13 protein-coding genes are annotated in these 12,015 nt (G+C 72.9%); 5 read left to right on the top strand and 8 right to left on the bottom strand.

What is annotated here, in order from left to right:
- Window positions 1-17: 17 nt before the first annotated feature.
- Window positions 18-902, top strand: a complete 885-nt coding sequence (locus tag ACGF4C_RS05555) for a class I SAM-dependent methyltransferase (RefSeq protein WP_393563524.1) — start codon at window positions 18-20, stop codon at window positions 900-902.
- Here the strand turns inward: ACGF4C_RS05555 and ACGF4C_RS05560 are convergent.
- The gene (locus tag ACGF4C_RS05560; RefSeq protein WP_393563526.1) at window positions 899-2,353 is read right to left on the bottom strand and encodes an alkaline phosphatase PhoX; all 1,455 of its coding nucleotides are present in this window, start codon (window positions 2,351-2,353) and stop codon (window positions 899-901) included. The genes ACGF4C_RS05555 and ACGF4C_RS05560 overlap by 4 nt on opposite strands.
- Before the next feature lie 161 nt (window positions 2,354-2,514).
- The gene (locus ACGF4C_RS05565) at window positions 2,515-4,020 is read right to left on the bottom strand and encodes a hypothetical protein (RefSeq protein WP_393563528.1); all 1,506 of its coding nucleotides are present in this window, start codon (window positions 4,018-4,020) and stop codon (window positions 2,515-2,517) included.
- Window positions 4,021-4,266: 246 nt separating this feature from the next.
- On the opposite strand from ACGF4C_RS05565, the gene ACGF4C_RS05570 reads away from it, so the two are divergent.
- The 3 genes from ACGF4C_RS05570 to dapA all read left to right on the top strand — a co-directional run bounded on the left by ACGF4C_RS05570 (window position 4,267) and on the right by dapA (window position 7,518).
- Window positions 4,267-6,105 carry an endonuclease/exonuclease/phosphatase family protein gene (locus ACGF4C_RS05570; protein WP_393563529.1) on the top strand — a complete coding sequence of 613 codons (1,839 nt, stop codon included), beginning with the start codon at window positions 4,267-4,269 and terminating at the stop codon, window positions 6,103-6,105.
- Between the two features lie 135 nt (window positions 6,106-6,240).
- Entirely contained in the window at window positions 6,241-6,390 is a 150-nt protein-coding gene (locus tag ACGF4C_RS05575; RefSeq protein WP_199812430.1) for a hypothetical protein, read from the top strand.
- 183 nt (window positions 6,391-6,573) lie between these two features.
- Complete coding sequence (gene dapA, locus ACGF4C_RS05580; RefSeq protein ID WP_393563531.1) at window positions 6,574-7,518, top strand: 4-hydroxy-tetrahydrodipicolinate synthase; 945 nt, start codon at window positions 6,574-6,576, stop codon at window positions 7,516-7,518.
- Here dapA and ACGF4C_RS05585 read toward each other — a convergent pair.
- The 4 genes from ACGF4C_RS05585 to ACGF4C_RS05600 form a co-directional block, all read right to left on the bottom strand.
- The gene (locus ACGF4C_RS05585; RefSeq protein ID WP_393563533.1) at window positions 7,421-8,350 is read right to left on the bottom strand and encodes an EI24 domain-containing protein; all 930 of its coding nucleotides are present in this window, start codon (window positions 8,348-8,350) and stop codon (window positions 7,421-7,423) included. The genes dapA and ACGF4C_RS05585 overlap by 98 nt on opposite strands.
- Before the next feature lie 156 nt (window positions 8,351-8,506).
- Window positions 8,507-9,514, bottom strand: coding sequence for a 2,3,4,5-tetrahydropyridine-2,6-dicarboxylate N-succinyltransferase (gene dapD / locus ACGF4C_RS05590; protein WP_393563534.1), 1,008 nt, complete (start codon window positions 9,512-9,514; stop codon window positions 8,507-8,509).
- 128 nt (window positions 9,515-9,642) lie between these two features.
- Window positions 9,643-9,963: a DMT family transporter gene (locus tag ACGF4C_RS05595; protein WP_393563535.1), complete on the bottom strand. Its 321-nt coding sequence runs from the start codon at window positions 9,961-9,963 to the stop codon at window positions 9,643-9,645.
- A gap of 44 nt (window positions 9,964-10,007) precedes the next feature.
- Window positions 10,008-10,472: an SgcJ/EcaC family oxidoreductase gene (locus ACGF4C_RS05600; protein WP_393563537.1), complete on the bottom strand. Its 465-nt coding sequence runs from the start codon at window positions 10,470-10,472 to the stop codon at window positions 10,008-10,010.
- 145 nt (window positions 10,473-10,617) lie between these two features.
- On the opposite strand from ACGF4C_RS05600, the gene ACGF4C_RS05605 reads away from it, so the two are divergent.
- On the top strand, window positions 10,618-11,091 hold the full coding sequence (locus ACGF4C_RS05605; RefSeq protein WP_393563539.1) for a MarR family winged helix-turn-helix transcriptional regulator: 474 nt from the start codon (window positions 10,618-10,620) through the stop codon (window positions 11,089-11,091).
- 102 nt (window positions 11,092-11,193) lie between these two features.
- Here the strand turns inward: ACGF4C_RS05605 and ACGF4C_RS05610 are convergent, their stop codons facing one another.
- A complete protein-coding gene (locus tag ACGF4C_RS05610) occupies window positions 11,194-11,529 on the bottom strand; it encodes a metal-sulfur cluster assembly factor (RefSeq protein WP_033270552.1) in 336 nt (111 codons plus the stop codon).
- Entirely contained in the window at window positions 11,526-11,984 is a 459-nt protein-coding gene (gene sufU, locus ACGF4C_RS05615; RefSeq protein ID WP_030411905.1) for a Fe-S cluster assembly sulfur transfer protein SufU, read from the bottom strand. Before sufU ends, ACGF4C_RS05610 begins: the two co-directional genes overlap by 4 nt.
- Window positions 11,985-12,015: the final 31 nt, after the last annotated feature.

A 12,015-nucleotide genomic window follows, 5' to 3' on the forward strand; every position in this document is an offset into this window, starting at 1 on the left:
CGGAAGGAGCCTCCCCCATGGCGCAGCAGCAGCCGGAGACCGGCCCGGCCGGGGCCGCCGGCCACCCGGACGGCCCAGCGGCCACGCCGGACCTCCCGCCGCGGGTCGCGAGGGTCTACGGCGAATGGGACCTGGCCACCGTGCCCGCCTTCGCCGGCGGGTTCATCAACTTCGGCTACTGGGCGGGACTGGGCGATCTGACCGGCCGGGTGCTGACCGAGGCGGACCGGGTGCGCAGCGAGCAGGACCTCTACCGCCTGGTGCTCGGCACGTTCGGCGAGGCGCGCGGCCGCAGTGCCCTGGAGGCCGGCTGCGGGCGCGGGCTGGGCTGTGTGCTGGCGTTGCGGGAGTTCGGGCTGGATCCGGTCATCGGTCTGGACGCGCACCCCGACCAGATCGCCCGGGCCCGGGCGGCGCACGCCGAGCTGCTCGCCGGTGGCGCGGGCGGCGCCGGGCGGCTGACGTTCGTGCTGGGGGCCGCCCAGCGGATGCCGCTGCCCGCGGATGCCGTCGACTGCCTGTACTCCGTCGAGGCCGTGCAGCACTTCCGTTTCCCGGCCGCCTTCGCCCGGGAGGCGGCGCGGGTGCTGCGGCCCGGTGGCCGGCTGGCGCTGACCACGTTCTTCGCCCGTACCCCGGGGGCCGCCCGGGAGCTGCCGGGGCTGCTGCCGCCGTACGCCGACGGGCTGGACGTACCGCATGTGATCGACGAGTTCGCCGGGACGCTGGCCGGGGCGGGGCTGCGGGACGTCGTGGTACGGCCGATCGGCGACGCGGTGTGGGAGGGGTACGACCGGTACATGGCCCAGCAGCCCGAGCTCTCCGGCGGGTGGCCACGCCGCTATCTGACGGCGTACGAGACCCGGCTGCTGGACTACTACCTGCTGACGGCGGCGGGCTAGGCCCGGCGGCCGTGCCGCTTCCAGGGGCCGGTGATGGCCAGCATGATGCCGGGCTCCTGGATGTTGGCGAAGAGGGTGCGGCCGTCCGGGGAGAAGACCGGGCCGGTGAACTCGCTGTACTCGGGCTCCTCGGCGGTGCCGATGTTGAGTTCGTTGCGGGCCAGCGGGTAGGTGCGGCCGTCCTCGGTGGCGCCGAAGAGGTGCTGGACGCCCTCGCCGTCCTCGGCGATGATCAGGCCGCCGTAGGGCGAGACGGTGATGTTGTCCGGGCCGTCGAACGCGCCGTCCTTGCCGGGGTCGGGGTTGACGCCGAGCAGCACCTTCAGGGTCAGGGTCCGCCGCCGCGGGTCGTAGAACCAGACCTGCCCGTCGTGCTGGACCGGGCTCTCCTCGCGGGCGTAGGAGGACACCACGTAGGCGCCGCCGTCCCCCCACCACAGGCCCTCCAGCTTGCGGGCGCGGGTGATCTCGGTGTCCTTGAACTGCTTGCGGACGGAGGTGGTCCGGGCGTCGCGGTCGGGGACGTCTATCCAGTCGACGCCGTAGACCGTGCCGGGCCGGGTGGCGCGGGAGAGGTCGTCGACGAACCGGCCGCCGGAGTCGAAGCACTTGAAGGCCTGGAGCACACCGGCGTCGTCGGCGAGGGTGCGCAGTCGGCCGCGGCCGTGGTGGAAGCCCTGCGGCGGGGTCCAGCGGTAGAAGAGGCCGTTGGGGCCGGCGGCGTCCTCGGTGAGGTAGGCGTGGCCGCGCCGGGGGTCGATGACGACGGCCTCGTGGGCGTAACGGCCCAGCGCCTTGACGGGCTTCGGGTCCTGGCCAGCCCGCCGGTCGTGCGGGTCGACCTCGAAGACGTAGCCGTGGTCCTTGGTCATGCCGTGCTGGCCGGCCTTGTCCTCGGTCTCCTCGCAGGTGAGCCAGGTGCCCCAAGGCGTGGTGCCGCCCGCGCAGTTGGTGGACGTGCCGGCGATGCCGACCCACTCGCCGACCGGGGTGCCGTCCTTGGCGACCTCGACGACGGTGCAGCCGCCGGCCGCGGCCGGGTCGTAGACCAGTCCGGCGGCGAGCGGGACCGGGTGCGGCCAGTCGCCGCGCGGGCCCTTCAGCTCGTGGTTGTTGACCAGGAGGGTGGTGCCGCGGTGGCCGGCGAAGGTGCCGGTGCCGTCGTGGTTGGACGGTGTGGACTCGCCGCTGTCCAGCTTGGTGACGCCGGAGTGGGTGACGATCTTGTACGAGAACCCGGCGGGGAGGGCGAGGATGCCGTCCGGGTCGGGCAGGAGCGGGCCGTAGCCGGCCGGGTGGCCGGGGCCGTCCGCCGTGCCGTCCGCGGCCGGTGCCGCGTCCGCGGCGAGCGCGCCGGGCGCGGTGGCCAGTACGCCGGCGCTGCCGGCCAGCGCGACCCCCGCGCCGGCGAGGGCGGAACGCTTGGCGAAGTCTCTCCGGGTGAGCGGCATTGTCATCTCCAAGATGGCCGGTTCTACTCCCCTGTGCCTGCGCCGCACACGCTCCCGTGCGTCGTCGAACTCCAGTTGAACGCGGCGCGACATCCAGGAAGCAGTTGGGGCCGGCCCGGGCGGTGTTTCCCGCCTGTGGACCGGCCCCGACGGAAGACCGCTCAGTTCGACTGCCGGGAGCGCGCCTTGAACGCGGCCTTGCGGGCCTCCTTGGCGGCCTTCTTGTCCGGGTGCAGCCGGCCCATGGCCTCCAGGACGTCGGCGGTGGCCGGGTGGTCCACCCGCCAGGCGGCGTCGAAGAAGCCGCTGTGCTGCTCGGTCAGGCCCTGGACCAGGTCGCGCAGCTCGGCCTCGGTGCCCTCGTCCGCGCCGGCCAGCTGGGCGGCGATGGTGTCGACCGTCAGCCAGAAGATCATGTCCTGGGACGGCTCGGGGATGCCGGGCAGCCCGCGCTCGGCCAGCCAGACCCTGGCCAGACCGCCCAGCTGCCGGTCGTCGAGCACCTCGCGCAGCGCGGCCTCGGCGTCCGGGGCGACCAGCGAGAGGGTCTGCTGGGCGGCGAGCCGGCGGCGCGGGGCGCCCTCGTCGTCGCCGCGGGCGGCGCCGAGCAGCTCGCGGGCGGCGTCGAGCGGGGCGCGGGCGGCGAGCCACTGCTCGGACTCGGCCTGGGCGTGCGCCTCGGGGTAGTCGGGCAGCGCGTCGAGGAGGACGTCGGCGCCCTTGCCGGTGAGGTCGCCGACCGCCGGGGCGTCGGCGCCCGCGTCCAGCAGCCGGGCGCGGACCGCGTAGACGCCGAGCGGGGTGAGGCGGACCAGGCCGTAGCGGGAGACGTCCTCGTCGGTGAGGGGCTCGGCCGCCCTGACCGTCTCGCCCTCCTCGTCCAGTTCCTCGATGAGCGCCTCGTCGACCGGCCGGTACGCGACCAGGCCGATCGGCTCCAGCACCCGGAACTGGTCGTCGAGCCGCATCATCGCCTCGGAGACCTCTTCGAGGACGTCGTCGGTGGGCTCGTCCATGTCGTCCGGGACGATCATGGAGGCGGCCAGCGCGGGCAGCGGGACGCTCTGGTCGGGGCCCTCGGCCAGGGCCGTGAGGAGGTAGAGGTTGCCGAGGATGCCGTCGAGCAGCTCGGCCTCCTCCTCCGGGTTCCAGTCGAGGGCGTCCAGGTCCAGCTCACCGCCCTCGGCGAGCTGGTCGGCGAGATCGGCGAGGTCGGGCGCGGCCGCGTCGGCGAGCACCGTCTCCATACCGGACAGCCAGATGTCGAGGACGTCCTGCGGGCCTCCGGAGGTGAGCAGGGCGAGCTCCTCGCCGGGGGTGGCGGTGCCGACCGCGGCGTCGTCGTCGGGCCCGGCCCCGTCCCCGGCCGTCGTCCCGTCGGCCTCCGGGGTCTCCTCGATCTCGACCAGGCCGGTGTCCACCGCCAGCTGCCACGCCTCGGCGGTGCAGGCCGGGCCGTCCTCGTCGGCGGTCAGACCGAGGTGCTCGGTGGCGGCGGCCAGCGCGTCATGGAGGATCTCGCCACCGGCACCGACCGGGACGCCCCGCTCGGCCCAGCGGGCGAGCCGGACGGCCCGGGACATCAGGGGGGCGCTGAGCGCGTCCCGGGCCAGTTCCGCCTCGGAGAGCAGCCGCACCGGCGGCAGGGTGGGACGGTCTGCGGACATCGGGTGCTCAGCTCCTCGGAACGGACTACGGCTGGGGGTACCTCCCAGCGGTAGCTCCGGGGAGGGCGCCGCCCCAGCGTAGACGGAATTCTCCGTATCTCGGGCGGTTCACCCCCGCGCCGCCCGCCGGTCACCGGCGAAACCTTGACAACTCCCTTGCCCGCACAAGAGATTGACGCGCGTAGCGTGACGCCGTTCCGGCTCCGCACGCACTCTTTCCACCCCCCTCTTCCCTCGGAGGCATGCATGCCGTCCCGTCGTCCGCTCCGCAGACCGGCCGCCATCGGCGCGGTCGTGGCGGCCGCCCTCGCCGGTGGACTGCTGACCGCCACCCAGTCCGCTTCGGCGGCCGGCGCCCGGATCCACGACATCCAGGGCAGCACCCGAATATCCCCGCTGGCCGGTAAGCAGGTCAGCGACGTGCCCGGTACGGTCACCGCCGTCCGGGCGTTCGGCTCCTCGCGCGGCTTCTGGGTGCAGGACCCGCACCCGGACGACGACCCGGCCACCAGCGAGGCGGTCTTCGTCTTCACCGGCAAGGAGACCCCGAAGGTCTCGGTCGGTGACGCGATCACGTTCTCCGGCACGGTCAGCGAGTACTACCCGGGCGGCAAGGACGCCGGCCTGCAGTCCGTCACCGAGATCACCAAGGCGACCTGGAAGACCGACTCGTCGGGCAACCCGCTGCCGGCCGCGTTCACGCTCAACTCCGCCTCGGTGCCGAACCGTTACGCCCCCGACGCGGGCGGCAAGAGCATCGAGTCGCTGAAGCTGCGCCCCGGCTCCTACGCGCTGGACCGCTACGAGTCGCTGGAGGGCATGCGGGTCGCGGTCGGCGGCGCCCGGGTCGTCGGCCCGACGAACCAGTACCACGAGCTGTGGGTGACCGCCGAGCCCGGCCACAACCGCACCCCGCGCGGCGGCACCCTCTACCGTTCGTACGCGGACCCCAACGGCGGCCGGGTGAAGGTGGCGTCGCTGATCCCCTTCTCCGAGCGGCCGTTCCCGGTGGCCGACGTCGGCGACACGCTGGCCGGCACCACGGCCGGGCCGCTGGACTACGACAACTTCGGCGGCTACACCCTCCAGGCCACCGAGCTGGGCAAGCTCACCGGCAACGGCCCGAAGCCGGAGACCACCCGCAAGCAGAAGTCCGGCGAGCTGGCGGTGGCCACGTACAACGTCGAGAACCTCGCGCCGGACAACCCGCAGGCGAAGTTCGACCGGCTGGCCAAGGCGCTGGTGCACAACCTGGCGGCCCCGGACGTCGTCGCCCTGGAGGAGGTCCAGGACGACAGCGGCGCCAAGGACGACGGCACGGTCACCGCCGGCTCCACCCTGAAGAAGCTCACCGACGCGATCAAGGCGGCCGGCGGCCCGGCGTACGACTGGCGGGCGATCGACCCGGTCAACGACCAGGACGGCGGTCAGCCGGGCGGCAACATCCGGGTGGCGTTCCTGTTCAACCCGGCGCGGGTGTCGTTCACGGACGTCAAGGGCGGCGACGCCACCACCCCGGTCACGGTGGTCGGTGACCACGGCCGGGCCGCGCTGTCCGCCTCCCCGGGCCGGATCGCGCCGGCCGACCCGGCGTGGAAGACCAGCCGCAAGCCGCTGGCCGGGCAGTTCTCGCTCAAGAGCCGCCCGGGCAGCCGGATCTTCGTGATCGCCAACCACTTCAACTCCAAGGGCGGCGACCAGGGCCTGGACAGCCGTTTCCAGCCGCCGGTCCGCTCCTCGGAGACCCAGCGCACCGCGCAGGCGAAGCTGGTGAACGCCTTCGTGAAGGACCTGCTGGCCAAGGACCCCAAGGCGGACGTGGTGGTGGCCGGTGACCTCAACGACTACCAGTTCTCGCCGGCCCTGAAGGACCTCACCGCCGGTGGCGTCCTGACGGACCTGGTGAAGGGGCTGCCGGCGGCGGAACGCTACGGCTACGTCTACAGCGGCAACTCGCAGGTGCTCGACCACATGCTCACCAGCCGCCACCTGACCAGGCCGGACTACGACATCGTGCACATCAACGCCGAGTACGCCGACCAGGCCAGCGACCACGATCCGCAGGTGCTGCGGATCAAGCCGTGAGGCCCGCACTCCCCCTCTTCCGTCACCCCGAGTGACCTGTCCGTCACTCCACCGGCCCACGTCCGGGAGCCGATCCCGGCCGGGGGTGCGGTACTGGGCAGGTAAGCAACATTCGGCGAGACATAGGGAGTCATCATGCCGAAGGCGCAGAACCGTAAGTCGGGCAACAAGGACCGTGCCGCGGAGCGGCGCGCCGACCAGCGGAAGCCGAAGTCGTCGGAGGAGTCCGCGTCCGAGCGGACCCAGGACCTGAAGCGTTCGCGGAATGGCCTGACTGACGCGTGATGGGCCTCAGCAGCCCGGCGGCCGTCGCACCGACAGGTGCGGCGGCCGCCCCGCGTTTGCGGGGCGCGGAGCCACCGGCAGCGCGGCACGGACCATCAAGCCATCAACTACATGGCATCACTTAAGAATCGCGCAAGAACAACTAAGTGGACGTGAAAGATGATGGGCCTTCACACTTCCGGCATGGAGAACCCCACCCCCTTCGGCCGTACCGCGGTCGCCATGATCACCCCGTTCACCGCGGACGGGGAGCTGGACCCGGACGGCGCCCAGCGGCTCGCCACCCGGCTCGTCGACGAGGGCGGCTGTGACGCGCTCGTCCTCAGCGGCACCACCGGCGAGTCCCCCACCACCTCGGACGCCGAGAAGGAGACCCTGCTGCGGGCCGTCGCCGAGGCGGTCGGCGACCGGGCCTGGATCACCGCCGGGGTCGGCACCAGCGACACCCGGCACACCGTCGAACTGGCCCGCAGCGCCGAACGGGCGGGCGCGCACGGCCTGTTGGCGGTCACGCCGTACTACTCGCGGCCCCCGCAGGAGGCTGTCGCGCACCATCTGCGCACGGTCGCGGACGCCACCGGGCTGCCGGTGATGCTCTACGACATCCCCGGCCGCACCGGCACCGCGCTGACCGCGGACACCCTGCTGCGACTGGCCGGCCACCCGCGGATCGCGGCGGTCAAGGACTGCGGCTACGACCTGCTGAAGTCGGCGAAGGTCCTGGCCGCGACGGATCTCGCGTACTACGCGGGCTGCGACGAGCAGATCCTGCCGCTGCGCGCGCTGGGCGGCGCCGGCTGCGTCAGCACGGCCGGCAATGTGGCGCCGCGGGCGGTGCGGGCGGTCCTCGATGCCTACGACGCGGGCGACACCGCCGGCGCGGCCCGCCGCCAGCTCGCCCTGATCCCGCTCATCGAGGCGGTGACCGGGTCCGGGACGCCCGGCACGGTCGCCGTGAAGGCCCTGCTGACGCACCTCGGGCTGCCGGCCGGGCCGGTCCGCGGGCCCCTGCTGGACGCGGACGCCGCGCTCACCAGCCGGCTGGTGGACGCCCTGCGGACGGCCCTGGACCGGACTGCGGACGCGGAGGCGGTGGAAAGTGCGGTGCCGGCGGGGGTACCGGGCTAGCCGGGAGGGGGCCGACGCCGGCCGGGGCCGCACCCTCGACGCGGCCCGCGGCCCCGTCCGCGCCCCGGTCGCCGCCCTCGTCCCCGTTCCCGTTCTCCTCCGGCAGCAGGTCCCGCACCAGCAGCGTCGCGCCGGCCACCGCACCCGGCATCAGGACGACCGCGACGAACGGGATCAGGAAGAGCAGCACGAGCGGGGTGCCGAAGCCGACCGCGAGCGCCTTGCGACCGCGCAGGTGCCGCAGCCGGGCGCGCACCGGGACGTCCCGGCGCTGCATCGCCACCGCGGTCAGCTCGACGGTGAGGAAGAACCCGGAGACACAGAAGCCGATCGCGGGCACCACGGTCTGGCCGAGGAAGGGCACGAAGCCGAGGACGAACAGCAGCACGCCGAAGCCGGCCGCGCGCAGCAGCACATGGACGCTGTCCCGCAGCGCGAGCGCGATCTCCCGCCACAGCGGCCGGTCGGGGCCGGGCGGGCAGGACCCCTCGCTCTGCTCGACCTGCTCCGAGAGCGACTCGTAGAACGGGTCGCCGATCAGCAGGGTGACCGCCGTGAAGGTCAGCACCGACAACGTCAGTCCGCCGGCCAGCAGCAGCGCCACGAACACCCCGCGCAGCAGCTGCTGCCAGGGCGAGCCCCAGTCGTCGGCGAACGGCGTCGCCCAGGCGGCGAGATCACCGGACCAGATGGCCAGCGCGGTGAGCACCCCGGCGTAGAGCACCAGCGCGATCAGCGCCGGGATCAGCCCGAACCCCCACCACCGGCCGTGCCGGGCGACCCAGCGCTGCCCCTCGCCCAGATACCGCATCCCCGCTACAAGATCACGCATGACGCCCAGCCTAGAGGGTGCCTGCGACGGTGTGGACGGGGCGGTCACCACGCAAAGGGCGGTCCGGCGGAAAGGTTTCCGCCGGACCGCCCTCCGCTTCACCGAAGGTGCGCCACCGCCCCGTCGAGGGCCGGCCCGTCAGGGGGGATCGGACCGTCAGTTGTGGCTGTGCAGGATCTCGTTCAGGCCGCCCCAGACCGCCTTGTTCGGGCGGGCCTCGACGGCGCCGGTGGTGGAGTTGCGGCGGAAGAGGATGTTGTCCGCGCCGGACAGCTCCAGGGCCTTGACGATCTGGCCGTCGGGCAGGGTGACCCGGGTGCCCGCGGTGACGTACAGACCGGCCTCGACGACGCACTCGTCGCCCAGGGCGATGCCGATGCCGGACTCGGCGCCGAGCAGGCAGCGTTCGCCGACCGAGATGATCTGCTTGCCGCCGCCCGAGAGGGTGCCCATGGTGGAGGCGCCGCCACCGACGTCGGAGCCGTCACCGATGACCACGCCGGCGCTGATCCGGCCCTCGATCATGGAGGTGCCGAGCGTCCCGGCGTTGAAGTTGACGAAGCCCTCGTGCATGACGGTGGTGCCGGCGGCGAGGTGGGCGCCGAGGCGGACCCGGTCGGCGTCGGCGATCCGCACGCCGGCGGGCGCGACGTAGTCGGTCATCCGCGGGAACTTGTCGACGCTGGTGACCTGGAGGTGGAGGCCCTCGGCGCGGGCGTTCAGCCGCACCGTCTCCAGCCGGTCGACCGGCACCGGGCCCAGCGAGGTCCAGGCGACGTTCGCCAGCGCGCCGAAGATGCCTTCGAGGTTCTGCCCGTGCGGCTTGACCAGGCGGTGGCTGAGGAGGTGCAGACGCAGGTAGGCGTCGTGCGCGTCCAGCGGCTTGTCGTCGAGCGAGGCGATGACTGTACGGACGGCCACGACCTCGACCTCGCGGACCGGGTCGGGACCGATCGCCTTGAGGACGTTGGCGCCCAGCAGGTCGGTGGCGCGCTCGTCGTCCAGGCGCTCGGTGCCGGCCGGGCCGGGGCCCTCGGCGGTCACGGTCACCAGCTCGGGGGCCGGGAACCAGGTGTCGAGAACGGTGCCGTCGGAGGTGACGGTGGCGAGCCCGGCGGCGACGGCGCCGGTCGTGCGTGAAGCGGAGGTAGCAGCATCGGTCATGCGGGAAACCTAACCGGAGGGCGCCCGTCGAGGCGAACCGGTCTCAGTGCTCGGGCCCGGCCCGTACGGTCGCACAACCCGCTTCGTAGGGCCGCACGAGTCCGCCGCCGGCCGTGCCGCCGAGGTCGTCAGTGCGCCCCGTCCAGGTTCAGCACCACGACCCCGGCGATCACCAGCAGCACCCCGAGGACCTTCGGTGCGCTGGCGCTCTCCCCCAGGAACACCATGCCGATGGCCGCGATCAGCGCGGTCCCGACGCCGGCCCAGATGGCGTACGCGGTGCCCATGCTCATCGACTTGAGGGCCTGGGCGAGCAGCGCGAAGGCGATCACGTACCCCACCGCGGTGCCCAGCGACGGCCACAGCCGGCTGAAGCCGTCGCTGTACTTCATCGAGGTGGTCGCGAGGATCTCGGACAGGATCGCGCCGGCGAGCATCACATAAGCCATGCGGACGACCGTACCGAGCGCGGGAAACGCGGTCAGCGGCCCGGTCAGTGGGCCTTCGGGGCCCAGCGGGCCAGGGCGGCACTCAGTGCCTCCGTGCGGGGCCGGTGGCGGGTGTTGTGGAAGGCCCGGATCCGCCAGTCGCCGTCCGGCTCGCGGACCAGGACGTACGTCTGGACGGAGAGCGCGCGGCGGCCCGGCCGGGCGCGGCGGCCCTTGAGGACGGCGCCGCGGGCGTGGACCAGCGCCACGTCCGGGGCGAGGAACGCGAGGCCGGTGATCTCGGCCCAGAGGCGGGAGCCCGCAAGGACGCCGGCGAACAGCCCCCGGTGGCCCTCGACGACCCCCTCGCGGCCGGTGAGCCGGCCGCCGTAGAAGGTGATGTAGTCGGCGTCCTCGGTGAACGAGCGGCCGTAGGCGTCGGCGTCGCCCCAGGCGAGCCGGTGCGCCGCGAAACGCTCGCGTACGGCGGCCGCGGCGTCCTGGGTGGTCCCTGCCGGTGATGCGTTCATGACTCCCCCTGCGGAAACTGGTGACTGCAGCATATTTGCATGCACGCATGCAATATATGCAGGCATGCAAGGATGTGGCAAGGGGCCGGCCGTAAGGGCGCGGGCCCCGCGAGCGAGTCACGGTTCCGTCCGGAAGGTGAGCGAGATGTCCGACCAGCAGCGCGACGCCCTGCTGCAGCAGCACGCCGACAGCTATCGCGGCTATGTCACGGCCACCGTGCTGCACGGCCAGGCCGCCGCGGAGGTGCTCGGCCAGCACCCCACCGACCTCTACGCGCTGCACACCCTGGAGCTCACCGGGCCGCTCACCACCGGCGCCCTCGCCGAGCGCATCGGGCTCTCCCAGAGCGCCACCACCCGGCTCGTCGACCGGCTGGTACGGGCCGGCCGGGCCCGCCGGGCCGCCGACCCCGAGGACCGGCGGCGGGTGGTCGTCGAGCCGCTGCCGCTGCCGCACGAGGAGGACGAGGCGGCCTTCGGGCCGGCGCGGCGGCGGATGGCCGAGGTCTTCCGGACCTTCAGCGCGGACGAACTGCGCGTGCTCTTCCGCTACTTCGCCGCGGCGGCGCCGGCACTGCGGGCCGCCACCACGGAGACCAAGGGCCTGCCCGGCGACTGACCGCACGGGCCCGGAAACGCGAAACGGCCGTGCCCGCCAGCGGTGACTGGCGGGCACGGCCGTGACGTTTGCCGCGGACCCGCGGGGTCCGGCGGACGTCGATCAGACGTTGAAGCCCAGCGCGCGGAGCTGCTCGCGGCCGTCGTCGGTGATCTTGTCCGGGCCCCACGGGGGCATCCAGACCCAGTTGATCTTCAGCTCGTTGACGATCCCGTCCGTGGCGGACTTCGCCTGGTCCTCGATGACGTCGGTCAGCGGGCAGGCCGCGGAGGTCAGCGTCATGTCGATGGTGGCGATGTTGGCGTCGTCGATGTGGATGCCGTAGATCAGCCCGAGGTTGACGACGTCGATGCCCAGCTCGGGGTCGACGACGTCGTACAGCGCCTCGCGGACCTCTTCCTCCGAGGCCGGCTTGGTGGTGGTCGGGGTGTCGGTCATGCGGTCTTCGCCTCCTCGGAGAGGGCCTTGGCCGTGGCGTCCTTCCAGGCCATCCAGCTCAGCAGGGCGCACTTCACGCGCGCCGGGTACTTGGAGACGCCGGCGAACGCCACCGCGTCCTCCAGCACCTCCTCCATCGCGTCGTCCGGCTCCACCTGGCCCTTGGACTGCATCAGCTCCAGGAACGTCTCCTGGATCTTCTGCGCCTCACCGAGCTCCTTGCCTACCAGGAGGTCGTTGAGCACCGACGCACTGGCCTGGCTGATCGAGCAGCCCTGCCCCTCGTAGGACACATCTTCGATCGTCGCGCCGTCGAGGCGGACCCGCAGCGTGATCTCGTCGCCGCAGGTCGGGTTGACGTGGTGCACCTCGGCGTCGCCGTCCCGAAGACCGCGCCCATGAGGGTGCTTGTAGTGGTCCAGGATGACGTCCTGGTACATGGAATCCAGCTTCACGGCTCAGTCAGTCCTCGTCCTCGTCCGCTGT

It is taken from the genome of Streptomyces sp. NPDC048197 (assembly GCF_043202395.1).
In the GTDB taxonomy this organism is placed as follows: domain Bacteria; phylum Actinomycetota; class Actinomycetes; order Streptomycetales; family Streptomycetaceae; genus Streptomyces; species Streptomyces siderophoricus.

Coding starts and splice junctions, on each gene's coding strand:
- ACGF4C_RS05565 (WP_393563528.1), bottom strand. CDS start 4,020: ATGTCCGCAGACCGTCCCACCCTGCCGCCGGTGCGGCTGCTCTCCGAG.
- ACGF4C_RS05570 (WP_393563529.1), top strand. CDS start 4,267: ATGCCGTCCCGTCGTCCGCTCCGCAGACCGGCCGCCATCGGCGCGGTC.
- ACGF4C_RS05605 (WP_393563539.1), top strand. CDS start 10,618: ATGTCCGACCAGCAGCGCGACGCCCTGCTGCAGCAGCACGCCGACAGC.
- ACGF4C_RS05600 (WP_393563537.1), bottom strand. CDS start 10,472: ATGAACGCATCACCGGCAGGGACCACCCAGGACGCCGCGGCCGCCGTA.
- dapA (WP_393563531.1), top strand. CDS start 6,574: ATGGAGAACCCCACCCCCTTCGGCCGTACCGCGGTCGCCATGATCACC.
- ACGF4C_RS05560 (WP_393563526.1), bottom strand. CDS start 2,353: ATGCCGCTCACCCGGAGAGACTTCGCCAAGCGTTCCGCCCTCGCCGGC.
- ACGF4C_RS05555 (WP_393563524.1), top strand. CDS start 18: ATGGCGCAGCAGCAGCCGGAGACCGGCCCGGCCGGGGCCGCCGGCCAC.
- ACGF4C_RS05595 (WP_393563535.1), bottom strand. CDS start 9,963: ATGGCTTATGTGATGCTCGCCGGCGCGATCCTGTCCGAGATCCTCGCG.
- ACGF4C_RS05575 (WP_199812430.1), top strand. CDS start 6,241: ATGCCGAAGGCGCAGAACCGTAAGTCGGGCAACAAGGACCGTGCCGCG.
- ACGF4C_RS05585 (WP_393563533.1), bottom strand. CDS start 8,350: ATGCGTGATCTTGTAGCGGGGATGCGGTATCTGGGCGAGGGGCAGCGC.
- ACGF4C_RS05610 (WP_033270552.1), bottom strand. CDS start 11,529: ATGACCGACACCCCGACCACCACCAAGCCGGCCTCGGAGGAAGAGGTC.
- dapD (WP_393563534.1), bottom strand. CDS start 9,514: ATGACCGATGCTGCTACCTCCGCTTCACGCACGACCGGCGCCGTCGCC.